This is a genomic window from Paludibacterium paludis (assembly GCF_018802605.1).
In the GTDB taxonomy this organism is placed as follows: domain Bacteria; phylum Pseudomonadota; class Gammaproteobacteria; order Burkholderiales; family Chromobacteriaceae; genus Paludibacterium; species Paludibacterium paludis.
The window spans coordinates 194,417-220,721 of the sequence record NZ_CP069161.1 but is presented as its reverse complement, the minus strand read 5'-3'; the positions used below and the strand labels follow the sequence as shown (position 1 = coordinate 220,721).

General features: G+C 63.4%; 20 protein-coding genes and 1 rRNA gene. 8 read left to right on the top strand and 13 right to left on the bottom strand.

Annotated elements, in window-relative coordinates; translation table 11 throughout:
- Positions 1-16 precede the first annotated feature (16 nt).
- From JNO50_RS00960 to hslV, 3 genes are all read right to left on the bottom strand, one after another.
- Positions 17-1,554, bottom strand: a 16S ribosomal RNA gene (locus JNO50_RS00960).
- Between the two features lie 461 nt (positions 1,555-2,015).
- Positions 2,016-3,353 (bottom strand): ATP-dependent protease ATPase subunit HslU, encoded by a 1,338-nt coding sequence (gene hslU, locus JNO50_RS00955; RefSeq protein ID WP_189532894.1) that lies wholly within the window; start codon positions 3,351-3,353, stop codon positions 2,016-2,018.
- Between the two features lie 22 nt (positions 3,354-3,375).
- Entirely contained in the window at positions 3,376-3,915 is a 540-nt protein-coding gene (gene hslV, locus JNO50_RS00950; RefSeq protein ID WP_189532892.1) for an ATP-dependent protease subunit HslV, read from the bottom strand.
- Positions 3,916-4,107: 192 nt separating this feature from the next.
- Between hslV and JNO50_RS00945 the strand changes: the two genes are divergently transcribed.
- From JNO50_RS00945 to JNO50_RS00935, 3 genes are read left to right on the top strand one after another with little or no spacing between them, the layout of a single operon-like run.
- Complete coding sequence (locus JNO50_RS00945) at positions 4,108-4,782, top strand: energy transducer TonB (protein WP_189532890.1); 675 nt, start codon at positions 4,108-4,110, stop codon at positions 4,780-4,782.
- Between the two features lie 3 nt (positions 4,783-4,785).
- On the top strand, positions 4,786-5,463 hold the full coding sequence (locus JNO50_RS00940) for a MotA/TolQ/ExbB proton channel family protein (RefSeq protein ID WP_189532888.1): 678 nt from the start codon (positions 4,786-4,788) through the stop codon (positions 5,461-5,463).
- The gene (locus JNO50_RS00935) at positions 5,450-5,866 is read left to right on the top strand and encodes an ExbD/TolR family protein (RefSeq protein ID WP_189532886.1); all 417 of its coding nucleotides are present in this window, start codon (positions 5,450-5,452) and stop codon (positions 5,864-5,866) included. The genes JNO50_RS00940 and JNO50_RS00935 overlap by 14 nt, the downstream gene beginning before the upstream one ends.
- Before the next feature lie 79 nt (positions 5,867-5,945).
- On the opposite strand, the gene JNO50_RS00930 is transcribed toward JNO50_RS00935, so the two are convergent.
- The 3 genes from JNO50_RS00930 to JNO50_RS00920 are packed head-to-tail and all read right to left on the bottom strand — an operon-like array spanning position 5,946 to position 8,940.
- Positions 5,946-7,322 (bottom strand): TRAP transporter large permease, encoded by a 1,377-nt coding sequence (locus JNO50_RS00930; RefSeq protein ID WP_189532884.1) that lies wholly within the window; start codon positions 7,320-7,322, stop codon positions 5,946-5,948.
- Positions 7,319-7,882 (bottom strand): TRAP transporter small permease, encoded by a 564-nt coding sequence (locus tag JNO50_RS00925; RefSeq protein WP_189532882.1) that lies wholly within the window; start codon positions 7,880-7,882, stop codon positions 7,319-7,321. The genes JNO50_RS00930 and JNO50_RS00925 overlap by 4 nt, the downstream gene beginning before the upstream one ends.
- Before the next feature lie 53 nt (positions 7,883-7,935).
- A complete protein-coding gene (locus tag JNO50_RS00920) occupies positions 7,936-8,940 on the bottom strand; it encodes a TRAP transporter substrate-binding protein (RefSeq protein ID WP_189532922.1) in 1,005 nt (334 codons plus the stop codon).
- Between the two features lie 167 nt (positions 8,941-9,107).
- Here JNO50_RS00920 and JNO50_RS00915 point away from each other — a divergent pair, with 167 nt between their 5' ends.
- Positions 9,108-11,036 (top strand): sensor histidine kinase, encoded by a 1,929-nt coding sequence (locus JNO50_RS00915; RefSeq protein WP_189532880.1) that lies wholly within the window; start codon positions 9,108-9,110, stop codon positions 11,034-11,036.
- Entirely contained in the window at positions 11,033-11,650 is a 618-nt protein-coding gene (locus JNO50_RS00910; RefSeq protein WP_189532878.1) for a response regulator transcription factor, read from the top strand. Before JNO50_RS00915 ends, JNO50_RS00910 begins: the two co-directional genes overlap by 4 nt.
- 130 nt (positions 11,651-11,780) lie before the next feature.
- Here the strand turns inward: JNO50_RS00910 and JNO50_RS00905 are convergent, their stop codons facing one another.
- Both JNO50_RS00905 and adh read right to left on the bottom strand, forming a co-directional pair.
- Entirely contained in the window at positions 11,781-12,395 is a 615-nt protein-coding gene (locus tag JNO50_RS00905; RefSeq protein ID WP_189532876.1) for a MarC family protein, read from the bottom strand.
- 134 nt (positions 12,396-12,529) lie between these two features.
- Positions 12,530-14,050: an aldehyde dehydrogenase gene (adh, locus tag JNO50_RS00900; RefSeq protein WP_189532874.1), complete on the bottom strand. Its 1,521-nt coding sequence runs from the start codon at positions 14,048-14,050 to the stop codon at positions 12,530-12,532.
- Between the two features lie 255 nt (positions 14,051-14,305).
- On the opposite strand from adh, the gene JNO50_RS00895 reads away from it, so the two are divergent.
- Positions 14,306-16,078 (top strand): sigma-54-dependent Fis family transcriptional regulator, encoded by a 1,773-nt coding sequence (locus JNO50_RS00895; RefSeq protein ID WP_189532872.1) that lies wholly within the window; start codon positions 14,306-14,308, stop codon positions 16,076-16,078.
- Here JNO50_RS00895 and JNO50_RS00890 read toward each other — a convergent pair.
- Together JNO50_RS00890 and JNO50_RS00885 are read right to left on the bottom strand one after the other, a co-directional pair.
- A complete protein-coding gene (locus JNO50_RS00890) occupies positions 16,039-16,743 on the bottom strand; it encodes a pseudouridine synthase (protein WP_189532870.1) in 705 nt (234 codons plus the stop codon). The genes JNO50_RS00895 and JNO50_RS00890 overlap by 40 nt on opposite strands.
- 30 nt (positions 16,744-16,773) lie before the next feature.
- Positions 16,774-18,681 (bottom strand): sensor domain-containing diguanylate cyclase, encoded by a 1,908-nt coding sequence (locus JNO50_RS00885; protein ID WP_189532868.1) that lies wholly within the window; start codon positions 18,679-18,681, stop codon positions 16,774-16,776.
- 319 nt (positions 18,682-19,000) lie between these two features.
- Between JNO50_RS00885 and JNO50_RS00880 the strand changes: the two genes are divergently transcribed.
- Positions 19,001-19,576 carry a TetR/AcrR family transcriptional regulator gene (locus JNO50_RS00880; protein ID WP_189532866.1) on the top strand — a complete coding sequence of 192 codons (576 nt, stop codon included), beginning with the start codon at positions 19,001-19,003 and terminating at the stop codon, positions 19,574-19,576.
- Here JNO50_RS00880 and JNO50_RS00875 read toward each other — a convergent pair.
- Both JNO50_RS00875 and JNO50_RS00870 read right to left on the bottom strand, forming a co-directional pair.
- Positions 19,543-20,316, bottom strand: a complete 774-nt coding sequence (locus JNO50_RS00875) for a substrate-binding periplasmic protein (protein ID WP_215796444.1) — start codon at positions 20,314-20,316, stop codon at positions 19,543-19,545. The two genes, JNO50_RS00880 and JNO50_RS00875, sit on opposite strands and share 34 nt — an antisense overlap.
- A 39-nt stretch (positions 20,317-20,355) precedes the next feature.
- Positions 20,356-21,708, bottom strand: a complete 1,353-nt coding sequence (locus JNO50_RS00870; protein WP_189532864.1) for a DEAD/DEAH box helicase — start codon at positions 21,706-21,708, stop codon at positions 20,356-20,358.
- A gap of 210 nt (positions 21,709-21,918) precedes the next feature.
- Between JNO50_RS00870 and JNO50_RS00865 the strand changes: the two genes are divergently transcribed.
- Positions 21,919-22,464: a YaeQ family protein gene (locus tag JNO50_RS00865; RefSeq protein WP_189532862.1), complete on the top strand. Its 546-nt coding sequence runs from the start codon at positions 21,919-21,921 to the stop codon at positions 22,462-22,464.
- Positions 22,465-22,467: 3 nt separating this feature from the next.
- Here the strand turns inward: JNO50_RS00865 and metH are convergent, their stop codons facing one another.
- Positions 22,468-26,184 (bottom strand): methionine synthase, encoded by a 3,717-nt coding sequence (metH, locus tag JNO50_RS00860; RefSeq protein WP_189532861.1) that lies wholly within the window; start codon positions 26,182-26,184, stop codon positions 22,468-22,470.
- Positions 26,185-26,305 lie beyond the last annotated feature (121 nt).

Here is a 26,305-nt window from a genome sequence, read left to right as displayed (position 1 = left end):
CGTCGCCATTCTCTAGAAAGGAGGTGATCCAGCCGCAGGTTCCCCTACGGCTACCTTGTTACGACTTCACCCCAGTCATGAAGCATACCGTGGTAAGCGGCCTCCTTGCGGTTAGCCTACCCACTTCTGGTATCCCCCACTCCCATGGTGTGACGGGCGGTGTGTACAAGACCCGGGAACGTATTCACCGCAGCATGCTGATCTGCGATTACTAGCGATTCCGACTTCACGCACTCGAGTTGCAGAGTGCGATCCGGACTACGATCGGCTTTATGAGATTGGCTCCACCTCGCGGCTTCGCGACCCTCTGTACCGACCATTGTATGACGTGTGAAGCCCTGCTCATAAGGGCCATGAGGACTTGACGTCATCCCCACCTTCCTCCGGTTTGTCACCGGCAGTCTCATTAGAGTGCCCAACTTAATGATGGCAACTAATGACAAGGGTTGCGCTCGTTGCGGGACTTAACCCAACATCTCACGACACGAGCTGACGACAGCCATGCAGCACCTGTGTCCAGGCTCCCTTTCGGGCACCGCCGCCTCTCAGCAGCGTTCCTGGCATGTCAAGAGCAGGTAAGGTTCTTCGCGTTGCATCGAATTAATCCACATCATCCACCGCTTGTGCGGGTCCCCGTCAATTCCTTTGAGTTTTAACCTTGCGGCCGTACTCCCCAGGCGGTCAATTTCACGCGTTAGCTACGCTACCAAGGATTCAAACCCCCAACAGCTAATTGACATCGTTTAGGGCGTGGACTACCAGGGTATCTAATCCTGTTTGCTCCCCACGCTTTCGTGCATGAGCGTCAGTATCATCCCAGGGGGCTGCCTTCGCCATCGGTATTCCTCCACATCTCTACGCATTTCACTGCTACACGTGGAATTCTACCCCCCTCTGACGTACTCTAGCTGAACAGTCCTCAATGCCGTTCCCAGGTTAAGCCCGGGGCTTTCACATCAAGCTTGTCCAACCGCCTGCGCACGCTTTACGCCCAGTAATTCCGATTAACGCTTGCACCCTACGTATTACCGCGGCTGCTGGCACGTAGTTAGCCGGTGCTTATTCTTCAGGTACTCTCATCCCCACCCGCTATTCACAGGCAGGATTTGCTCCCCGACAAAAGTCCTTTACAACCCGAAGGCCTTCTTCAGACACGCGGCATGGCTGGATCAGGGTTGCCCCCATTGTCCAAAATTCCCCACTGCTGCCTCCCGTAGGAGTCTGGGCCGTGTCTCAGTCCCAGTGTGGCGGATCATCCTCTCAGACCCGCTACTGATCGTCGCCTTGGTGGGCCTTTACCCCCCCAACTAGCTAATCAGACGTCGGCCGCTCGGATAACGCGAGGCCCGAAGGTCCCCCGCTTTCCTCCTCAGAGCGTATGCGGTATTAGCACAACTTTCGCTGCGTTATCCCCCATTACCCGGCACGTTCCGACGCATTACTCACCCGTTCGCCACTCGCCACCCGGAGCAAGCTCCTGTGCTGCCGTTCGACTTGCATGTGTAAAGCATGCCGCCAGCGTTCAATCTGAGCCAGGATCAAACTCTTCAGTTCAATCGCTAACTTTACTTCTGGCACGCAAGATCAAAGAAACAAAACCAGGTTCATTTCTGTCTTGCCGTGCAAGTGTCGGCTTCGCCAAACACTCACACCTATCGGTTATTCGCATTATTAAAGATCGGCGCCGCGCTCTTCGCTGCAGCAGAGGAAGCGAACTATACCCCCCAAACCCACACCCGTCAACTCCCGTTTTGCGGAAAAACCGCCAATTCACAGGTTTTATCACTCAACCCACTGATTATCCAATACTTTAAACTTTCACAAAAAACCTCCCCTCACCACGAAAATCCCCCGCCCGGCCCCTCCCCTCCCACGATTTTTTTACCGCAACCCCTTTTTTAACCCAAATTTCCCCAAAACACCCCCTGTATACACATTTCCTCCCGCCACAAAACAACGCGCCCTCCCGGCAAAACCGCCGGAAGGGCGCGATGTCCTCCTCGGAGCACCAGGGATCAGAGCACGTAACGGGCAAGATCCTCGCGTTGCGACAACGCCTCCAGCTTGCTGTCGACGTAGGCGCCATCCACCTCGAACCGGCCCGGGCGCGCATCGAAGGAGACTTCTTCAAGCAATTTCTCGATCACGGTGTAAAGACGCCGGGCTCCGATGTTCTCGGTCTTCTCGTTGACCTCCCAGGCGATTTCGGCCAGGCGCTCGATGCCGCTGTCCGTGAAATCGAGTTCTACGCCCTCGGTCGCGAGCAGCGCCTGGTACTGGCGCGTCAGGCACGCGTCGGTGCTGGTCAGGATCTGACGGAAATCCTCCACCGAGAGAGACGACAGTTCGACGCGGATCGGGAAACGTCCCTGCAGTTCCGGAATCAGATCGGAAGGCTTGGCCAGGTGAAAGGCGCCCGACGCAATGAACAGGATATGGTCGGTTTTCACCATGCCGTACTTGGTGGTCACCGTGGTTCCTTCCACCAGCGGCAAAAGATCGCGCTGCACGCCGGCGCGCGACACGTCGGCGCCATGTCCTTCGGAACGGCTGGCGACCTTGTCGATCTCGTCGATGAACACGATGCCGTTCTGCTCGACGAGTTTCAGCGCTTCAAGCTTGATCTCTTCTTCATTAACCAGCTTGGCCGCTTCCTCCTCGACGACAAGCCGCAACGCTTCGGCGACCTTCACCTTGCGCGCCTTCTTGCGTCCGGCGCCCATTCCCTGGAACATGCTTTGCAACTGACTGGAAAAATCCTCCATCCCGGGAGGCGCCATGATTTCCATGCGGGCCTGCGGCTCGGCCAATTCGATTTCGATTTCCTTGTCGTCGAGCTTGCCCTCGCGCAGCATCTTGCGGAATTTCTGGCGCGTCGCCGAGTCTTCGCTCTTTTCCGCGGCGGGCTCGCCGGCGAAGAATCCGGCGGATTTCGCCGGCGGCGGCAGCAGCACATCGAGAATGCGCTCTTCGGCCGCGTCTTCGGCTCGATAGCGATTGCGCTTGATCGCCGCGTCGCGGGTATCCTTGATGGCCGCTTCGGTCAGATCGCGAATGATCGTGTCCACATCGCGGCCGACATAACCGACCTCGGTGAACTTGGTGGCCTCCACCTTGATGAAGGGCGCATTGGCCAGCCGCGCAAGACGGCGGGCGATCTCCGTCTTGCCCACGCCGGTGGGGCCGATCATCAGAATGTTCTTTGGCGTGATTTCCGAGCGCAACGGTTCTTCGACCTGCTGGCGGCGCCAGCGGTTGCGCAAGGCGATGGCCACCGCGCGCTTGGCAGCGTTCTGGCCGATGATGTGTTTGTCCAGCTCGTGGACGATTTCCTGAGGGGTCATCTGGGTCATGGTGAGCGTCCCGCCACCCGGGTCATTCCCCGAGCGATTCGATCAAATGGTTCTGGTTGGTGTAGATGCAAATATCGCCGGCTATCACCAATGCCTTCTTGACGATATCGGCCGGATCCATCTCGGTATTCTCGAACAGGGCGCGTGCCGCGGACTGGGCAAAGGCGCCACCCGAACCGATGGCGGCGATCCCCTGCTCCGGCTCCAGGACATCGCCGTTGCCGGTGATGACCAGCGTGCTTTCCTTGTCGGCCACGATCAGCATCGCCTCGAGGCGTCTGAGCATGCGGTCGGTTCGCCAGTCCTTGGCCAGTTCCACCGCGGAGCGCACCAGATGGCCCTGGTGTTTTTCCAGTTTGGCCTCGAAGCGCTCGAACAGGGTGAAAGCATCGGCAGTGCCACCGGCGAAGCCCGCCAGCACTTTATCGTGATACAGGCGGCGAATCTTGCGGGCCGTCGATTTGATGACAATGTTGCCCAGCGTGACCTGGCCGTCGCCGCCCAGCGCGACGCGCCCTCCACGGCGGACGGAGACGATCGTGGTTCCGTCAAACTGCTGCATGGTTCGCATTCCAATCGTTAAGGCGCTGTCCGCGACGTGCGACAGCTTTTCAGAATATGTAGGTTAAGCAGCAAAAAACAAGACAGATACACGATCAGAACTCCATCGCGCCGCCCGCCGCCCACCGTTCAGAACCGGGGCTTTTTCCCCTTCGCTATTTTAAATGGTAATTGTTTGCATTATCATTCACGTATGAACACCAGAGCCTTTCACGCCGCAGCCCTGACCGGGGTCATCAGCCTGCATGCCGCCGGCGTGTGGTGGATATCCTCCCCCAGCGCCGGCAGTCTGGTTACCGCGCCGTCGGTGATCAGCATGGAAATGGTCAGCCTCGCGCCCGCCAGCGCGGCCCCCGCGCGGTCCGCTTCGCCGGCGCCGGCGCCCGCACCCAAACCGGTCCGCCGGGAAATACCGACCCCGCAGGCCAAGCCGGTGGCCACGCCGACCAGCCACGCCGCCGCCAAACCCGCGCCTGCGCCGGTGCCGGCCGTTGCGGAGGGAGGCAGTCACGCCGGACAGGCTCACGGCTCGCCGGCCACCGCTCCCGGTCCTGCCCAGGGCAAGGCCGCGGAGTCCGCCGTCACTCCGCCGCTGTTCTCGGCCGGTTATCTGAATAATCCCCGTCCGTCGTACCCATCCCTGTCCCGGGAACTCGGAGAGGAAGGCAAGGTTCTGCTCAAGGTGATGGTGGGCAAGGATGGCAAGGCGATGGATATCGCGCTGTCGCGTTCAAGCGGTTACCCGCGGCTCGACCGCGCGGCGACCGAGGCCGTCCGACAATGGAAGTTCGCCCCCGCCAGGCGCGGCGACGAAATCATCGCCGAATCCGTCATTGTTCCCGTGGTTTTTTCTTTGCAAAGCTCCTGAATCATGAATCTACTGACCGTTTTCCACCAAGGCGACGCCGTGCTCATCACGGTGTTTCTTCTGCTCGCCGGCATGTCGGTGATGACCTGGTATCTCATCCTTGTGCGCTTTTTCGGCCACTGGCGAACGAGCCGCGCCAACAAGGCCACCGAGCACACCCTGTGGTCGGCCAGCGACTGGCGCGCGGCCGAAGGCAGTCTGCGAGACTCCGCCTCCTCCTATGCCAATCTCGCGCGCGCGGGCCTGGCCGCCCTGCGCCATTACCACGCGAACAAGGATCGCTCGCTGGGCGAGGCCTGCAATCTGAATGATTTCCTGACCCGCGCCATCCGCAAGAGCCTGTCCCAGGAAACCGGCAAACAGGAGTCCGGCATGACCCTTCTCGCTTCGGTTGGCTCGACGGCGCCGTTCATCGGGCTATTCGGCACGGTGTGGGGCATCTATCACGCGCTGGTCAACATCGGACAGCAGGGCCAGGTGTCCATCGCCACCGTGTCGGGGCCGATCGGAGAGGCGCTGGTGGCCACCGCGGCGGGACTCGCGGCGGCGATTCCCGCGGTGCTCGCCTACAACGCGCTGACACGCATGCAGCGCGTGATGGCGCAGGAGATGGACTATTTTGCCCATGACCTGCATGCCCAATTGCTCACCCAGGCAGGAGAAATCCATGGCATTCGGTAGTTTCGAGAAAGGTTCGTCGGCGCCGATGGCCGATATCAACACCACACCGCTGGTCGATGTCATGCTGGTGCTGCTGGTGGTGTTCATCATCACCGCCCCGCTGCTGACCAACGCCGTCCGGCTCGACCTGCCCTCGGCGGCGGCGGCCGCCCATCAGGACAAGCCGGAAGAGATCCGCGTCGCGGTCGATGCGGCGGGCAAGGTCTACTGGAACAATGACGCGGTGGAAGCCGCATCGCTCGGCGAACGCTTCGCGGCCGCCTCGCAAGCCAACCCGAAGATCGAGCTGCATTTGCGCGCAGACAAGGCGGTGGCCTACGAGCATGTCGCGAAAATTCTCGCCAGCGCCCAGCGAAACGGCGTCACACGCATCGGTTTCGTCACCGAAGCGCCAGCGCGCTGAGCGGCCGGCCCGGCGCTCGCGGCAGAATGGAAAAGAGGCCCATCGCGGGCCTCTTCGCGTTTAGCGGCGGTAACAGCGATCACATCATCCCGAGCGCCCTGGGCAACCAGATGGACAACGTGGGCCAGTACGTCACCATCACAAGGAACACCAGCATGGTCAGCAGCCATGGCCAGACCGCGACGGTCAATTCGGTGATGCCCATTCGCGTAATGCCCGAGGTCACATACAGATTCAACCCGACCGGAGGATGGCAAAGGCCGACCTCCATGTTCACCACGATCAGAATGCCCAGATGAATGGGATCGATGCCCAGGCTTTGCGCCACCGGAAACAGGATTGGCGCCATGATCAGCACGATGGAGCTGGGCTCCATCACATTGCCGGCCAACAGCAGCAGGATATTGATCGCCAGAAGGAAGGCCACCGGAGCGAGCCCCATATTCATCAACCCGTCCGCCATCAGTTGCGGAATGTTTTCGTGGGTCATCAGGAAGGAGAACAGCACCGCGTTGGTGATGATGTACAGCAGCATCGCGCTCATGCTCGCCGACTCGACCAGAACCCGCGGAATCTGCGCCAGCTTCATATCCTTGTAGACGAACACCGACACGAAGAAGGAATACACCGCGCTCATCGCGGCCGCTTCGGTCGGCGTGAAAATGCCGCTATAGATCCCGCCGATCACCACGACCACCAGAAACAGACCCCAGGCGCTCTCGCGGAAGGCCTTGAACCTGACCGCCCAGCTGGCGCGAGCCATGCGGGGGTAGTTGTTTTTTCTGGCGATATACCAGGTGGTCAAACACAACATGCCGGTCAGCAGCAAGCCGGGGATCACTCCCGCGACGAACAGCGCGCCGATCGACGTGTTGGTCGACACCGCGTAGATCACCTTGATGATCGACGGCAACATCAGGATGCCGAGCGCCCCCGACGTGGCGATGATGCCGGCGCCAAAACGCTTGGGATACCCCTGACGTTCCATTTCCGGCAGGATCACCGCGCCGATGGCCACCACCGTGGCAACACTCGAGCCGCACACGGAAGCGAACAGCGCGCAGGCCACCACGGCGGCCAGACCCAGCCCGCCGTACCAATGCCCGACCAGCGAGGTGGCGAAATCGATCATGCGCCGCGCCACGCCGCCGTGCGTCAGAAAATTCCCCGCCAGGATGAAGAACGGAATCGCCATGATTTCGAACTTCTCGATACCGGTGAACAACTTGAGCGCCACCGACTCGACCGGGACCGAGGTCATGGTGAACATGAAAATCAGCACGGTCAGGCCCAGCGCGATGGAAATGGGCATGCCGGTGAGCATCAGCGCGATCAGCAGACAAAACACGATCGCCTTGTTGCCGCCGATCAACGCGGTGGCCGCCAGCACACCGAACAGGATGAGTGGCACCCTGGCCGGCCAGGGCCTGGCCGGACTGGCAAGAACATGACTCATACCACGCCTCCTTCCATCGGGTCGTCAGCGGTTCCGGCCACGTGCGCCGCGTCATGGTGCGGCACGCTGCCGGTTTTCAGGAATCCGAACAGCACCTCAAGGAACCGCAGGCACATCAGCGAGGAGCCACAGGGCACGGCCAGGTACACCAGCCACATCGGCAACTCGAGATCCGGCGAGGTCTGATCGGTGAACGCCAGCTCCCAGACAAAACGCCCTCCGAAATAGGCGATCACCCCGGTGAACAGCGCGCCGGCCAGCAGTCCGAAAATCACGAATCCGCGTTGGAGTCGCACATCAAGGCGGTTGACCATCACATCGACACCGACATGAATGCCGGTGCGCACCCCGTAGGCGGCGCCGAACTTGGCCATCCAGACAAACAGATAAATGCAGGCCTCCTGGGCCCACGACATATTGATCGATACCAGCCAGTCCTGAAGACCGGGAATCGCCAGTCCGGACAAATAGCGATGCACCACCGATGCGAAAATCACCAGGGTTGCCGCGGCCATCAGCACGGCGATGAAGTATTCCTCAAGCCGATTGAAGTATTTCATGTGCACCTCCGGGCGAGCGGGAATCCGCCGTTTCCCGCCCGCGCATACGCCTGTCACTTGGCCGGTTTGAAGCCGGTTTCCTTATAGATTTCCTGGATCAGGTCGCGACCGATGCGATCCTGCATCTTGGCATGGACGGGTAGCAGGACTTTACGGAACGCCTCCCGCTCGGCAGGGGTCGGTGTATAGATCGTGGTTTTGCCGGACGCCTTGATGGCGGCCAGGGCCTTGTCGCTCTCCTGCTTGGCGATCTGGTTGGCGTAAATCGTGGAATCCGTCATGGCGCCTTCCAGCGTGGCGCGGATATCGGCCGGCAAGCCTTCCCAGAATTTCTTGTTGGCGATGACCGCGTAACCGAGGAAACCGTGGCCGGTCAGGGTCAGGTGCTTCTGCACCTCATAGGATTTGCTGGTGAACAGATTCGAAGGTTCAAGCTCGGTGCCGTCCACCACACCGGTCTGCAGCGCCTGATACACCTCGGAGAACGCCATCACCTGCGGCAGGGCGCCCAGCGCGCGCATCTCCTCGTCCAGCACTTTGGAACTCTGGATGCGGATTTTCGCGCCTTTCAGATCCGCCGGAGTATGGATCGGCTTGTTCGCGGAAAAATTCTTGAACCCGTTCTCCCAGTACGCGAGTCCCTTGATGCCTTTTCCGCCGAGCTTGTCCAGCAGTTTCGCCCCGACCTTGCCCTGCATCACGCGCGCGACATCGTCGTAGCTGTTGAACAGATACGGCAAATCGAAGGCTTCGAACTCCTTGACGCCCAGCGGCCCGAATTTCGCCAGCGACGGCGCGAGCATCTGCACGGCGCCAAGCTGCAGGGCCTCCATCTCTTCCTTGTCCTTGTACAACTGGCTGTTCGGATACACCTCGACCTTGACCCGGCCGTGCGTGCGCTCTTCGGCGAGCTTCTTGAAGTACATGGCGGCCTTGCCCTTGGGCGTGTCATTGGCGACCACATGGCTGAACTTGATGATGATGGGAGCATCCGCCAAAGCGGACAGGGGGGCGCACAGCGCGATGGCGGCGCACAGCAGAACGGCACGGCGTTTCATCATGGTTTCTCCTCTGGAATGCAACGGTATTCGCGGTGTTACCGCGTTGTTTTCGCTGGATTTTTGGATTATCCATGGCACCGCGGCAATTGTGGATTACGCGTAGTGCGGTGCACACTACGGTTTTCCACAAGGCAATGAAGTTGTCATTGCATTACCATCGAAGCATGAGCTTCTTTACTCCTTCTCCCACCCCGGAACGCGCACGCCGGCTGGTCTGGATCCTGCCGCGCATCGCGCTTGTGCTGTTCGTGGCCTCCGTCGGCGGCCTGCTGTGGTATTCCCATGTCGATGAGCGGGAGGAGCAGCGCGCGACACTGGTCTCGGATGCCCTGTGGATCGAACAGAATTTGCGCTTCCAGCTCGACCAGACCCAGGAACGCCTCAAGACCCTGGCGCGCGCGGCCGAGAGCGGAAGCCTGACCGAACGCGATCTGACCAACCAGTTCACCGCGCTGCAGCAGGCGAGTCCGGGTGTGATCGCGTTGCGTGTCGAATCGCCCACGACCCCGGCGCTGGCCGCGCACTGGCCCGGCAACGGTCCCGCCGCGGGATCGCTCGCCCACTCCCGCCGCCTGGCCGAATTGACAGGCCGGCCGGCCTACAGTGAACCGTTGTCGCTGAACCGGGATACCGTGGTGGCGCAGATCATCGCCGAAGGGAACGGCACGGCCATCGCGCTGATTTCCCTCACCCGTCTGATCCAGCAACAGGTTCCCTGGTGGTTCGCGGCCAAATACCAGCTCGTGCTGCAGGATCGCAGCGAACGGGTCATCGCCGCCAAATCGCAACTGAACATCCGGCCCGGCGCCGGCGCCATGGCCTGGCAAATGGCGTTCGATCCCCCCGGGCGCGGCCTGACTCTTAAGGTGACCGCCTATCGCGACAACAGCGGACTTGCGCGCAATCTCCTGATCGGCGCCGTCGCCATGATGGCCGCCGCGCTGCTGTTCAGTTGGTGGCGACTCAAGCGCCACGTGCAGGGACGGGAAAACGCCGAACGCGCCCTGGAAGAGGCCTACGCGTTCCGGCAGGCCATGGAAGAGTCGCTGCCGGTCGGCATGCGGGCGCGCGACCTGCAGGGGCGCATCATTTATACCAATCCGGCGTTCTGCCGCATGACGGGGTTCAGCGCCGAGGCGCTGATCGGCGCCATGCCGCCCTACCCTTACTGGGACCCGGATACGCTGGAGGAGCACCAGCGGCGCAATCAGGAAGTGCTGGAAGGCCGGGCCCCCGCCTCGGGTTTCGATGCGCGCATCCTGCACCGTGACGGGCATGTGGTTCACACCAAAGTCTATACCGCGCCGCTGATCGACCGGCTCGGACGCCATCGCGGATGGATGAGCTCGGTGATCGATGTCACCGAGCAAAAACAGGCCGAGGCGTTCCGGCGCGAACAGGAAACCCGGCTGCAGCAAACCGCGCGCCTGGTGTCCATGGGCGAAATGGCCTCCACGCTCGCCCACGAACTGAACCAGCCGCTGATGGCGATGAGCAGTTACACCGGCGCCGCCCGCCGCCTGCTCGAGGCGGGCGACAGCGGCGAGTTGGCCGCCACCCTGGAAAAAATCGGCCAGCAGGCCCACAGGGCGGCGGAGGTGGTGCGCCGTATCCGCGAGTTTGTCCGGCGCCGCGCGCCCCTGCTCGAATCGGTGTCGATCGACAGCGTGATCGAAGACGCCGTCGGCCTGATCGCGCCCGAACTGCGCGCCCGCGGCGTCAGGCTCGCCTTGTCGCTGGCCGGTGATCTGCCGTCCATCCAGGGAGACCGGATCCTGCTCGAGCAGGTGATGCTCAATCTGATCCGCAATGCGCTCGACGCGGTGGAAGGCCAGAGCGCCGAGCGCCGTCATATCGAAGTGACCAGCCGCCTGAACGGCGACAGCATCATCGTGTCGGTCGCCGATCGCGGACACGGCATCGACCAGACCGGGGCGGAGCGCCTTTTCGATGCGTTTTACACCACCAAACCGCTGGGGATGGGCATGGGCCTGAGCATTTGCCGTTCCGTTGTCGAGAACCACCACGGCAAGCTTAGCGTCGCCGCGCATCCTGAGGGCGGGGCGGTATTCACCGTGAGCTTGCCGTCATGACCACGTTTACTTCGCTTCCCGTCGCTCTGGTCGACGATGACGCCGATGTCCGGGACGCCCTGTCCCTGCTGTTGCGTTCGCATGGGTTTGCCGTGTCGACCTACGAAAGCGGCGAGGACTTTCTCGCGGCGCCGGAGAGCCGCAGCGCGGGCTGCGTGATTCTCGATGTCCGGATGCCCGCCATGAGCGGACCGGAAACCTTCGACCGCTTGCGCGCGGCGCAAAGCGAGCGCGTCGTGGTGTTTCTTTCCGGGCATGGCGATATTCCGCTCGCGGTGGACATGGTCAAGAACGGGGCGTTCGATTTTCTGGAAAAACCCTGCCGTGAAGACGTGCTGTTCGAACGCATCGCGCAGGCGTTGGCCATCGCCCAGGCCAGACTCGGACTCAAGGAAACCCAGGAGGCCGTGCAAAGCCGGCTTGCGCGCCTGAGCGCGCGCGAGCGCGAGGTGATGGACAAGGTGCTGTCCGGCAAACTCAACAAACAGATCGCCGACGAGCTGAACATCACCATGCGCACCGTGGAGGTTCACCGCGCGAGCGTGTTCGCCAAAATGGGCGTCAAAAGCGCGCTCGAGCTGTCACGCCTGGTCGCCGGCCAGCGCGGCGAATAACAAATCCAACATGATATAATTACGCTTTTCATTAAATACGTAACGAAACGCACAAAAAATACCTATGGCATGGAACGATCCGGGTAAAACCCGCAAAAAATCCCGGTAAAAAAACCTCCCGGGCTTTCTGTCATCCGGCCAGCCCGAACGACGCCTTGATGCCGTCCAGCACCTGACTGACCGCGATCGACGCGAGAATCAGCCCCATCACCCGGCTGACCACCGAAGCGCCGATATCGCCGATATGGCGGTGCAGACGGGAGGCGGACACCAGCAGGCCATACGTGGCGAACAGCACCAGCAGCATCAGGAGCGCCGTCACCGCCTGCTGCGCAGGGGCGAAGCGGTGATTATCGGTGAGCAACACCACCGCCAGCATCGCGCCGGGCGACGCGATCGACGGCACGGCCAGCGGGAACACCGCCACATCGGCCGCCGAGGGCATGCTCTGTTCCGATTCGGGCTTGCCCGCCCCGAAAATCATCGTCAGGGCGAACAGGAACAGCACAAGGCCGCCCGCGACCTGAAACGCCGGCAGCGGCACTTTCATGCCTTCGAGCAACAATTGCCCCGCCGCGAGAAAAAACAGCAGGATGCCCGCGGATACCATCACCGCTTTTTTCGCCACATTGCGCTTTTGCGCCTCGCCAAAGCCCGATGTGCGGTCCAGAAAGACAGGAATGGTGCCGACCGGGTCGATCACCGCCCACATCAACACGAATTGGGTTACCAACGAATCCAGCATAGTAATTCCTCAATGAGTTTTCATATCTTTTAAAAGAGTCTCTTAAAGCCAGCAAGTTCATCGATTTTCCACGAAAAATAAAAAAAGCCGCAAAACATAGCGGCTTTTCCCTGTATTTCCTGCAAGACTCCACGTCAGAAGAATCCGAGAGCCTCCTCGGTATAGCTCACCAGCAGGTTCTTGGTCTGCTGATAATGCTCAAGCATCATCTTGTGGGTTTCCCGGCCGATACCCGACTGCTTGTATCCGCCGAACGCCGCGTGCGCCGGATAGGCGTGGTAACAATTGGTCCAGACCCGGCCTGCCTCGATATGGCGCCCCATGGTGAAGGCGGTGTTGATATTGCGGGTCCAGACACCGGCGCCAAGGCCGTAAAGCGTGTCGTTGGCAATGTGCAGCGCCTCGTCGATATCCTCGAATGTCGTCACCGACACCACGGGTCCGAAGATTTCCTCCTGGAACACCCGCATGCGGTTATGTCCCTTGAACACCGTCGGCTGGATGTAAAAACCGCCCTCCAGATCCCCGCCTAGGTGAGCGCGCTCGCCGCCGGCGAGCACCTGCGCGCCTTCTTCGCGCCCGATGGTCAGATAGGACTGGATCTTGTCCATCTGCTCGCGGGAGGCCTGGGCGCCGATCATGGTGGCGTCGTCCAGCGGATTGCCCTGGCGGATGGCGGCCACCCGCGCCAGCGCCTTTTCCATGAAGCGGTCGTAGATCGAGGACTGGATGAGGGCACGGCTCGGGCAAGTGCAGACTTCTCCCTGATTGAGCGCGAACATCACAAAACCTTCCACCGCCTTGTCCAGGAACGCGTCGTCCTTGTCGGCGACATCCCCGAAAAAGATGTTCGGCGACTTGCCGCCCAGTTCCAGCGTGACCGGAATCAGGTTCGCCGAGGCGTATTGCATGATCAGCCGCCCGGTGCCGGTCTCCCCGGTGAAGGCGATCTTGGCGATGCGGGGCGAGCTCGCCAGCGGTTTGCCGGCCTCCACGCCGAAGCCGTTCACCACATTGAGCACGCCAGGCGGCAACAGGTCGCCGATCAACTCCATCAGCAGCAAAATGGACAACGGGGTCTGTTCGGCCGGCTTGAGGACCACGCAATTGCCGGCGGCCAGCGCGGGCGCGAGCTTCCAGGCGGCCATCAGGATGGGGAAATTCCACGGAATGATCTGCCCGACCACGCCGAGCGGCTCGTGAAAATGGTAGGACACGGTGTGGCTGTCGATCTCGCCGAGGGAACCTTCCTGGGCGCGGATGCAGGAGGCGAAATAGCGAAAATGATCGATGGCCAACGGAATGTCCGCCGCGCGGGTTTCGCGGATCGGTTTGCCGTTGTCCCAGGTTTCCACGGTCGCCAGCAATTCGAGGTTCTGCTCCATGCAGTCGGCGATGCGATTGAGCGCGATGGCGCGCTCGGTCACCGGCGTGTGCCCCCAGCGGGCCCGCGCCGCATGCGCCGCGTCCAGCGCCAGCTCGATGTCTTCGGCGCCGGAGCGGGGAATCTCGCACAGCGTGCGGCCGGTCACCGGAGTGACATTCTCGAAATAACGGCCGTTGACGGGCGGCACCCACTGTCCGCCGATGTAATTGGCGTAACGGGTTTTCAGTTCAAGAGGGTAACCGGTTTTGCCGGGTTCGAGCGTAGGCATGTCTGTCTCCTGATTATCGGCCCCCCGGACGGGGCATATCCGCAACAGGGCACAAACCGTGCCAGCCCCAACGGATTGCGCAGCGCAACAAATCGCCCGGGCCGCCATGCCAATCGCATCGCCCGGGTTTTTCGCGGCGCAGCACAAATCCGCCGCCAGGAATAGAGAAACAGACCCCTTTACCAGGCTGCAAAGCGGCCCGTGACTGTCGCATACTGCGACAGTTGTCGCGCGACATCGCGACAGGAGACCGCCATGCCACCGCTGACATCCTGCGCAACACTGAACGAAGCCCGGCGCCGTTTTTTCGAGGAGGGGCAATTGCCCGAATCGATGACGTCCCGACCCATTCTCGCCTCTTGGCTGCGCTGCCGGGAGCAGGGGCTGACGCCGGAGCGGCCGGCTCGCCGCGAACGGCTGGAGGCGGCGCGTCTTGCCGAACGGCTGGAAGAGAACGGGGATTGGCTCGCCGTGGCGGAGCCCCATCTGGACCGGCTTTTCGAGGCCGCGCACCGGGCCGGGCACGTGCTCGTGGTGGCGGATCGCGATGGCTTGATCCTGCAAAGCCGCGGCCATCCCGACTTTCTGGACAAGGCGGAGCGCGTGAATCTCACCCCCGGCATGGATTGGGCGGAAACCAGCCGCGGCACCAATGCCATCGGCACCGCGCTGGCCGAGCGACAGGCCGTGCTGGTGCGCGGCGCCGAACATTACCTGTCCTGCAACCGTGCGCTGGCATGCCTTGCCCGGCCGATTCTCGCGCCCTCCGGACATGTGCTCGGCATTTTGGATATCTCCGGACTGCCAAGCCGTCTGGGCCGCGGCCTGGCGCGGTTGATCAATCAGGCGGCGGAATCCATCGAGGCCGCGCTCTTCGACACGGATCACCCGGCGGGACAGCGCCTCGTTCTGCCCGCCGGCGGCGCGTCGGATACCGCCCGGCTGGCGTTCGACGACGAAGGCCGCCTGTGCGCGGCCACCTCGTCGGCGCTCGCGCGTCTGGGCCTTGATACCGAAGCGATCGGACAGGCGACCCGGGAAACGGTATTCCGCCTTCCCGCCTCGCCGTTGCAGGATGATGGACGGGTGCGCAGCGGACCCCGCGCGGACACGGCAGCGGCGCCGGATGGAGGCACCGCGGCGGGTTTGCCGGACAAGGCCCTGTCCACATGCCGGAAGCTGCTGGAAGCGGATATCCCCGTTCTGCTGCTCGGGGAGACGGGTACGGGCAAAGAGCGCATGGCTCGCGCACTGCACGGCTCAAGCCGCCGCCGCGGCAAGCCCTTCGTGGCCATCAACTGCGCCGCGATTCCCGAGTCGCTCGCCGAGGCCGAGCTGTTCGGCTATGTCGACGGCGCCTTCACCGGCGCAAGGCGCCAAGGCAATCCGGGACGGTTGTGCGAAGCGGATGGCGGCATTCTGTTCCTCGACGAAATCGGGGACATGCCGCTCGCCCTGCAGGCACGGCTGTTGCGTGTCCTGCAGGACAGGGAAGTCGTGCCCCTGGGCGGCGGCCGGCCGCGCAAGACGGATTTCCGGCTGATTGCCGCCACACACCGCGATCTGCCCTCCCTGGTCGAGTCCGGCGCGTTCCGCGCCGATCTGTATTACCGTCTCTGCCACTATCCGGTCGCCCTGCCGGCCCTGCGCGAGCGCGGCGACCTGCGCGAAGTCGCGCTGCGGCTTTTCGCCGAGCACGGCGCGTGGACCCGGAGAATCACGGTATCGGATGCGTTGCTTGAGGTATTCGCCCGGCACTCCTGGCCGGGCAACCTGCGGGAAATGGACAATCTGGCGCGTACCCTTGTCGCGCTGGCCGAGGACGGAGCGCGGCTGACGCCGGAGGATCTGCCTTTCACGTTTTCTGCACGGCCCAAGGCACGGCACTCGGAACTCGAGGCCTGCCTCGCCCGCCACGGCGGCAATGTCAGCCGGGCGGCGCGCGAGCTGGGCGTCAGCCGCAGTACCCTGTACCGGCGGCGCGCCGGTCAAAACCCGAACGCGCCACGCTCCGCCCCGGACAGGTGACGCCACTGCCCTTCTTCCAGCGAGCCCAGCTCAAGCTCGCCAAACGCCAGCCGGTGCAGTTCCGATACCCGGTTTCCGGCGGCGGCCACCATGCGCTTGACCTGATGGTATTTGCCCTGGGAAATCGTCATTCTGACGGTGATTTCATCGACCAGCTCCACCGCATCGGCCGCGACCCGCTCATTGTCGTCCCGGAGGAACACGCCTTTCTTCAAGTGCGCGGCGAACGCCTCGTCGACAGGGTGCTTGAGCAGAATTTCGTAGCATTTGGGCACATGACGGCGCGGAGAGGTCAAGGCATGGACGAACCGGCCATCGGTGGTGAACAGCAAAAGCCCGGTGGTGTCGACATCGAGCCGGCCGACCGCCGAGATGTCCATCATGGAAAACTGCCAGGGCAGCAATGAAAACACGCTCGGGTGATGCATCGGTTTGTGGGAGGTTTCGTAGCCGGCCGGCTTGTGCATCATCAGGTACAGGGGCAACGCCACCGGCTCCCAGATCTCGCCGTCCACGACCAGTTCGCCGACCGAGGCCGGCTCGACCGCCTGCCGGTAGTCCGCGGGCTCCTCGCCGTCGACGAGCACGAGCCCCGCTTCGATCAGTTGGCGGCATTCCTTGCGGCTGCCGAACCCTTGTTGCTGCATGAATCGGTATAGTTCCATGCCTCAATGTTAGCACGGGCCGGCAAGACTTCAGGCGCGAGGAACGGAGGCCACCACAACGCGGTCGCGGCCTTCGCGCTTGGCCTGGTAAAGCGCTTCGTCGGCACGCAATAGCAGCGGCCCCGCATCGTCGCCATGCAGCGGAAACGCCGCCATCCCGACCGACATCGTGATGGAGATGGGATGGCCGTTGGCGTAAAAGGTTTTGGTGCGCAGCATTTCGCACAGTTCGACGGCCCGGGCCTGCGCCATGTCCGGCGGCGTGTCCGGCATGACGACAACGAACTCCTCGCCGCCATAGCGGCAAACCAGATCGCTGCTGCGGAACTGGTCGGACAGATAGGCGCCCAGCGTGGCCAGAACATCGTCGCCTCCGCGATGTCCCCAGGTATCGTTGATGGTTTTGAAATGATCCACATCGATCATCACGATGGCCAGCTGGCTGCCGCTGAAGCGGCACAGCGAGACGTGCTCGGGCAATACCTGATCAAGAAAACGCCGGTTGAAAAGCCCCGTGAGCGGATCGCGCATGGCCTGATCACGCAAGCCCTGGTGACGGCTTTCCACTTCAACCAGGTGCGCCTGCAAGGCCCGGTTGGCCATCTGCAGCGACTGCTCCCTGACCTTGCGGCTGCTGATGTCGCTGATGCCGATAATGATCTGCTTCTCGCCATCGCGGCGAATCAAGGTGCAGCTGACCATCGCCCAAAACTGCCGTCCCAGGCTGTCCTTGAGCTCCATCTCGTGATCCTGCAGGTACTCGAGCGCATCGAGGCGCTCCAGGATCTGGGCGCGCGCGCTGCGGCTGACATAAAAGTCTTCGACGCACAGGGAGAACGGACTGTCCTCGACCTGGAACATTTCCCTGGCCTTCTGATTCACGTACAGCACCGAACCGTCCCCGAAGCGGCTCACCGCCAGCGGCACCGGCGCGGTATCGGCCAGATCCCGGAAACGGGCTTCGCTTTCGGCCAGGGCGCGGCTGCGCTCGGCGACTTTGCGCTCCAGCCACAGATTGGCCTGCCTTGCGCTGTCTTCGGCGTCGCGCCGCTCGGCGACCTGGGCGCCGATGATCAGGAGGATCGCCGACTGGACCAACACCATCAGGGCCGTGTTGTCCGATTGCAGGCCGGGCGGCCCGGCATGAAAGGCGCCGATGCCCCGCGCCGAGGCGAAAACGGCCATCAGCATCACGGCGCTGCCGAGCAACTGGGCCAGCAGCAGCGGCAACCGCGTCGCCGCCCACAAGAGTGGCAGCAGCAACAGCACCGGCCACACCTCGTAGCGGCCCGACATGCCGTCAAGACGGAAATACACCAGGAAGGCGAGCGTCAGCGTCACCAGCGAGACCAGCGCGGTTTCCGCCCAGGACACCGCTTCGCCGGCCCGGCATATCCGGTCGCGGGCCATGCAGAAAAGCAGCAACGGCGCGCAGGCGGCGGCACCGGCCATATCGGAAATCCACCAGTCCGCATACCGGCCGATGACGGGCCGCGCGCCTTCCTGCAAGCCCGGAACGGCAATGCCGCCAAACGCCGAGACGATGGCGGATACACCGATGCCAAGCCCAAGCAGGCTGACGGCGTCGACCACGCGGAAGACGGGGAGGCGCTGGGTGCGTCGCTTGCGCACGAGCAGGCCGCCCAGCAGCGAGCCTGCGGTATTGAAGCAGGGGATGGCGAACCATGTCGTGGGGCCGGCCGCCGACTGCCAGGCCGTGAACAGCAGGGAAGCAATGAAAATCGGCGCCGCCATCCAGGCGCCCCACAGGATGACGGAAGCCAGGGCGATGCCGGCGGGCAACCAGATCAGGCAGGGAGCGGCCTGCTCCGGCGCGAGACCGCCGCACAGCAGCGCGCCCGCGGCCAGATAGGCGAACAGAGTCAGCACCGCGCCGCCCCACGGGGCGGGAAACGCTCGAGAAACGGGTAATTCCATATCAAGGTCCGAAGTGCGCTTGCAGGAAATTCATCGGTTGTTTCGTGGGTTCCGGGATTCCGCTCGGGATGCTCTAAGGCGATATCGTTTTTTTAAACCGGGTATTGTACGTCGACGCTTTTCCAGGGGCTATGACATTGCCGTCAAGTAGCCTGCCATGTTGCATCGGGGAGACGAAAGTGAGGTTTTTCTGTGACATACCCTGTGATTCTTGATCAGAACCATGGCGCAGGAAGTGCGTCTATGTTATTGAAACTTATGAGCTAAATTAGTATGATCCCCATCATGTAACGACAGTATCCGGGATACATGACACAACATGCGATATCCACGCGATCATAAAACTGTCATACGACAGAAAATCATCGACACCGCCGCCCTGCGCTTCCGCTCCGAAGGCATCCAGTCTGTCGGCATCGCCAATCTGATGGCGGACCTCGGTCTTACGCACGGCGGCTTTTACGCCCATTTCAAGGACAAGGAGGACCTGGTCGCCGCGGCCTGCCGGCACAGCCTTGGCCAATTGGCCGACGAGTGGCGATCCCGCTTCGACGCCGCCGGTCCCGACGCGCTGCGCGAAGCGGTCGGCGCCTACCTCGCGCAAAACGACGCTCCCTTGCCGCCCGCGCCCTGCCCGGTCGCCACTCTGGCAGGAGAACTCGCGCGACGCGACAACCCATCGCGCCAGGCCTTCACCGATGGCATCGAGCAGTTGCTCGCCGAGTTGCGCAAGGCGATGGCCGGCAAGCGGCATGTGCTCGAGCTGTCGCCCGAATCGTTGCTGGCGCTGATGGCCGGCGCGCAATTGCTGGCGGGAACGGTCAGCGATCCGGCGCTCGCGCGGCGCCTGGCCGCGAGCCTTCAGTGGAAAGAGGAGCCGTTGCCGGCGCGATAGGCCGCCACCCGTCGCTCCAGCTCGCCGCTCGCTTTCATGGCGCGCAGCGCGTGGTTGAAGCGCGCCACCATCTCGCGGGCATTCGGCCGGTCGGCGCGGATCGCGACGCACAGCGGCGCGGTCCAGAACGCCCGGGATTGCGGAGTCAGCCCGCTGTTACCGCCATTGAGGTAGCGGGCGACGAGATAGCGGCCGACATCGGCCTCGATGGGGAACAGGTCGATCCGGCCGGCCTGCAGTTTTCTGAGATTGGTCAGGTCGTCGCCGGCGCCATCGGTATGCAGCACGCCCTGCGCCTGCAGGCTGGAGAAGACTTCGGAATAGGTATTGCCGATCGTGATGCCGATCCGGTAGCGGGACAGGTCCCGCAGGGAAGACCACGGAAGGCGCTCGCCCTTGCGCTGGAAAAACACCATGCGCGCCATCAGCACGGGTTCGGTGAAAACCAGCTCCCGGCTACGTTCGGGCGTCGGCGCCCAGCCGACGGCGCCGTCCAGTTTTCCGGAGCGGGCGCTGGCGAGCGCGCGGTTGTTGGGCAGGTAGACGTAGCGGGCGCTCAGGCCCGCCTTGTCGAGCACCGCCGACACCAGCGCCGTCAGCATGCCGCCCTCCTGCAACTGCTCGCCCATGTAGGGCGGCCACTCCTGATTCGACAGCGTCAGGCGCGTCATCGCAAAAGCCGTCCCGCCCAGGGACAGAAGACAGGCCGCCATGAGGGTGAGGCTGAGTCGTTTCGGCATTCAACGGCCCTCCGCGTACAGGAAACCTCCCGGCAGTGATCAGCGGCCGCCCGGCGTGCGGCGGCTCTGCCCCGACGGTTTGCGCCGCGACTGATTGTCCGAACCGTTGCGCTGGCGCGGTTCGGACTGGCCGGCGCGAGGAGCCGCGGGTTTGCGTTGACCGTTTCCGGCGCGCCCGGCATTGCCCCTGGCGGCGCCGCCACGCATCGACTGCCCGCGGCCCATCGGGATCGGCTCGGGCTTGACGGTCAGATCCGCCTCGAAACCGGGGATGACGAAGCGTTCGATCGACTGCCGGGTCAGCTTCTCAATGTCCTCGAGAAAACGGAATTCGTCAACGCACACCAGCGAGACGGCATCGCCCGTGGAACCGGCGCGGCCGGTCCGGCCGATACGGTGCACATAGTCCTGGGGCACATTGGGCAGTTCGAAATTCACCACATGCGGCAGCAGATCGATATCCAGGCCGCGCGCGGCGATATCGGTGGCCACCAGCACCTGCAGATCGTTGGACTTGAAGTCGGCCAGCGCGCGGGTGCGGGCGCCCTGGCTCTTGTTGCCGTGGATCGCCGCGGCGGTGATGCCGCTCTTGTCGAGTTTTTCCGCGAGGCGGTTGGCGCCGTGCTTGGTGCGGGTGAACACCAGCACCTGATGCCAGTTGCCTTCGCGGATCAGATGCGTCAGGAGTTCGGTCTTGCGGTCGCGATCGACCAGATGGACGCGCTGGCGCACCTGTTCGCTGGTGGTGTTGCGACGCGCGACTTCCACAAGGCCCGGGTTGTCGAGCAGGCGGTCGGCCAGCGCCTTGATCTCGTCGGAGAAGGTCGCCGAGAACAGCAGGTTCTGCCGCCGAGCCGGCAGCAGCGCCAGCACCTTGCGGATATCGTGGATGAAGCCCATGTCGAGCATGCGGTCGGCTTCGTCGAGCACCAGGATTTCGACCCCGGACAGGTCGAGGGTTTTCTGGCTGACATGATCGAGCAGACGGCCCGGTGTCGCCACCAGGATGTCGACCGGTTTTCTGAGCTGCGAAGCCTGGGGGTTGAACCCGACGCCGCCGAACATCACCATCGAGCGGTGCGGCAGGTATTTGCCGTAGATGCGCACCGACTCCTCGACCTGGGCGGCCAGTTCGCGCGTCGGCGTCAGGACCAGCGCGCGCGGACGGCCCGCCTGTCGCGAGGCGTGGGTTCCCAGACGCTGCAGCAGCGGCAGGGTGAAGCCGGCGGTTTTGCCGGTGCCGGTCTGGGCGGCGGCCAGCAGGTCCCCGCCGGCGAGCACCAGAGGAATCGCCTGCGCCTGGATCGGGGTGGGATGTTGGTAACCGGTCTCGGCGACGGCGCGCAGCAGGGCCTCGGACAGACCGAGGTCGTTGAAGGTAAGGTCGGACATGATGACTCCAGCGACGGCCCGCCGCGCCGGTGCGCGACTCCAATCCAGGCAGACGTTGCGGTAGAAGAAAAAACGGAACACTTCGAAATGAAGCGGAACCACCGCGGTGAATTGGTGCCACGCGGGAGGCCGCAGTCTAACGGTATTTGCCCGGCTTGGGAATGGCGTCATCGGTTACACTGTCGCATTGATCAGACGGAACGCACTCCCATGGCCCTGAAGGCAACCATTTACAAAGCCGACCTGTCCCTCTCCGACATGGACAGGAACTACTACGCCAGCCATAGCCTGACCCTGGCCCAGCACCCGTCGGAAACCCTGGAGCGCATGATGCTGCGCATCGCGGTGTTCGCGTTGAACGCCAGCGAGACGCTGGCGTTCACGCGCGGCATCTCGGTCGATGACGAACCGGATCTGTGGCAGCACAACCTCGCCGGCGAAATCGAGCACTGGATCGAGCTTGGCGAGCCCGACGAAAAACGCCTGCGCCGCGCGGCCGGGCGCGCCGCCGCGGTGACGGTATACAGCTACGGCGGCCGGTCGGGCGATGTCTGGTGGCAGCAGAACGGCGACCGCTACGCGCGTTTCGACAACCTCGCGGTATGGCGCATCGAGCCGGAAACCCTGACCGCGCTGGCCGCGCTCTGCCAGCGCGGCATGCAGCTGACGGCCACCGTGCAGGACGGCACGATGTGGCTGTCCGACGGCGCCACCACGGTCGCCATCGAGCCCGCGCCGCTCAAGGCCGCGCGCTGAGCCTCAGGCGGCGCCTGGCGGGTAGCCGAGGCTGGGCGCCAGATCGCGCTCGGCTTCGGCCACGCTGATGCCGCGCCGCGCCGCGTAGTTCTCCACCTGATCGCGGCCGATCTTGCCCACGCCGAAATAGCGGCCCGCCGGGTGGCTGAAATAAAACCCGCTCACCGCCGCGGTGGGCAGCATCGCGTACCCCTCGGTCAGCGTCATGCCGATTCCCGGCGCGTCCAGCAGCGCGAACAGCGCGCGCTTGACGGTGTGATCCGGGCAAGCCGGATACCCGGGCGCCGGCCGGATGCCGCGATAGGCTTCGTCGATCAGCCCCTCGTTGTCCAGCGCTTCGTCCGGCGCGTACCCCCAGAACTCCTTGCGCACCCTCTCGTGCATCCGTTCGGCGAACGCCTCGGCCAGCCGGTCGGCCAGCGCTTTGAGCATGATCGCCGAGTAGTCGTCGCCGGCCGCCTCGAAGCGGGCGACATGCGTATCGATGCCGATTCCCGCCGTCACGGCAAACGCGCCGATGTAATCCCGCACCCCGCTGTCCGCCGGCGCGACAAGGTCGGCCAGAGCGCGGTTGGACGGCGTCTTGCCGTCCTGTCCTGCCGCCCTCGGCAACTGCTGGCGCAGCCCGACCCAGGTCATGCGCGTCTCGCCGCTGTCCGGATCGAGCACGGCGATATCGTCGTGGTTCACGCTGTGCGCCGGAAACAGGCCGATCACGGCGTTGGCGGTCAGCCACTTCTCGCGGATCAGTGTGTCCAGCATGGCGCGCGCGTCCTGCCAGAGCGCCCTTGCCGACTCGCCGACCACCTCGTCGTCGAGAATCGCGGGATAACGCCCGGCCAGCTCCCAGCTCTGGAAAAACGGTGTCCAGTCGATATAGCGGGCGATGTCCTCGAGCGGGTAATCGGTAAAACGCCGCACCCCCAGCCAGGCGGGGACGGGTGGCGCGTAAGCCGCCCAGTCGGTGTTCATGCGGTTGTCGCGCGCCTCGCCGAGGCTGACAAGCCTGCCTTCCTTGCGGTTGGCGTGAATGGCGCGGACGGTTTCATACTCCTCGGTGAGCGCCGCCTTGTACCCGTCGGCGAGTTCGTCGGAAAGCAGGGACGCGCACACCCCGACCGCGCGGCTCGCGTCCGGCACATAGACAACCGGCCCGTGGTAATTGGGCGCGATCTTCACCGCGGTATGCGTGCGCGAGGTCGTCGCGCCGCCGATCAGCAGCGGAATGGCGAACCCCTGGCGCTGCATCTCCCGCGCCACATGGCACATCTCCTCGAGGCTCGGCGTGATCAGGCCCGACAAGCCGATGATGTCGGCCTTGTGTTCGCGCGCGGCATCCAGAATGGTCTGGCAGGACACCATGACGCCCAGATCGATGACTTCGTAGTTGTTGCAGCGCAGCACCACGCCAACAATATTCTTGCCGATATCGTGGACATCGCCCTTGACCGTGGCCATCACGATGGTGCCCTTCGCGCGCGCGCCGGCGGTGCCAAGGCGGCGTTTTTCTTCTTCGATGAACGGCTCCAGATAGGCCACCGCCTGCTTCATCACGCGCGCCGACTTCACCACTTGCGGCAGGAACATCTTGCCCGAACCGAACAGATCGCCGACCACGTTCATGCCGTCCATCAACGGCCCTTCGATCACATTGATCGGCCTGGGCAGCGATCGGCGCGCCTCTTCGGTGTCTTCGACGATATAGGTGGTGATGCCCTTGACCAGCGCGTGCTCCAGACGCCCGGCCACCGGACGCTCGCGCCAGGCCAGATCCTCGGCCTTGCCGGCGGCGGCCTCGCCCTTGAAGGTTTCAGCCAGCGCGATCAGGTGTTCGGTGGCATCCCCGCCGTCCTTCGGTTCGCGCATCAGCACCACATCCTCGATGCGCTCGCGCAAAAGCGGATCGACTTCCTCGTACACTTCGAGCGCGCCGGCGTTGACGATGCCCATGGTCATGCCGCGCGCGATGGCGTGATAGAGAAACACCGCGTGGATCGCTTCGCGCACCCGGTTGTTGCCGCGGAAGGAAAACGAGACATTCGACACGCCGCCGGAGACCTTGGCATGCGGCAGGTGTTCGCGGATCCAGCCGGTGGCGTCGATGAAATCCAGTCCGTAGCGGGCGTGCTCCTCGATGCCGGTGGCCACCGCGAAGATATTCGGATCGAAGATGATGTCCTCGGGCGGGAAACCCGCCTCCCGGGTGAGGATCCGGTAGGAACGCTCGCAAATGGCGATCTTGCGCTCATAGGTATCGGCCTGCCCGGTTTCGTCGAACGCCATCACGATCACCGCCGCGCCGTAGCGCCTCACCAGCCGCGCCTGACGCAGGAACGCTTCCTCGCCCTCCTTCAGGGAGATGGAATTGACGATCCCTTTGCCCTGCACACACTGGAGTCCGGCCTCGATGACATTCCATCGCGAAGAGTCGATCATCACCGGCACACGGGCGATGTCCGGCTCCGCGGCGATCAGGTTCAGAAACCGCACCATCGCCGCTTCGGCGTCGAGCATGCCCTCGTCCATGTTGATGTCGATGATCTGCGCGCCGTTTTCCACTTGCTGGCGCGCGACCTCCAGCGCGGCGGGATAATCGCCGTTGAGGATCAGCCGGGCGAACGCCTTCGAGCCGGTGACGTTGGTGCGCTCCCCGACATTGACGAACAGGTCCCCGTCGCCGATATTGAACGGCTCAAGGCCGGCCAGGCGGCAGCGCGGCGCGGGCGCGGGCAAGGCGCGCGGCGCCACCCCGTCCACCGCGCGCGCGATGGCGGCGATGTGCTCCGGCGTGGTGCCGCAACAGCCGCCGACGATGTTGAGCAGGCCATCCTCGGCCCAGCCGCGGATTTCGCGCGCCATGGCCTGCGGATCGAGGTCATAACCGCCGAAGGCGTTGGGCAGACCGGCATTGGGATGGGCCGACACGTAGCCCGCGCACACCCGGCCCATTTCCTCGACATACTGGCGCAACAGATCGGGGCCCAGCGCGCAGTTGAGGCCGAACGACAGGGCCCGCGCATGCGCAAGACTGTTGTAGAACGCCTCGGTGGTCTGGCCGGTCAGGGTTCGGCCGGACTGGTCGGTGATGGTGCCGGAAATCATCACCGGCAGCGTCACGCCGTGTTCGTCGAAATAGCGGTGGATGGCGAACACCGCCGCCTTGGCGTTCAGGGTGTCGAACACCGTCTCCACCAAGAGGAAATCCGCGCCGCCCTTGACCAGGCCGTCGATCGCCTCGGTGTACGCATCGGCCAGCGCGGCGAAGGTGATATTGCGAAATCCCGGGTCGTTGACGTCCGGGCTGATGGAGCAGGTGCGGTTGGTCGGCCCGAGCACGCCGGCGACGAAACGCGGACGGGACGGGTCGCGGCGCGTCGTCTCGTCGCACAGGCGCCGGCACAGCGCGGCCGCCTCATGATTGATTTCCCAGACCAGCGACTCCATGTGGTAGTCTGCCATGGCGATGCTGGTGGCATTGAAGGTATTGGTTTCGAGAATATCGGCGCCGGCATCGAGATAGGCCTGGTGAATGCCGCCGATGACATCGGGCCGGGTCAGCACCAGCAGGTCGTTGTTACCCTTGACATCGTGCGGCCAGTCGGCGAAGCGTTCGCCGCGATAATCGCTTTCGGTGAGTTCGTGGCGCTGGATCATGGTGCCCATGCCCCCGTCGAGAACGAGAATGCGGCGGGCCAGGTGTTGCTCTACAGGGTGGGTCATGGCGTATTCTTTGTTTTCGTCTACAACAAAGTAGGTTTTGCGTTAATTGCCCATCATAGCAGCCATTTTCCGGCAATGACCGTCCCTTTTCAGAACGAGAGCGCAGAAGCTTATGATTCGA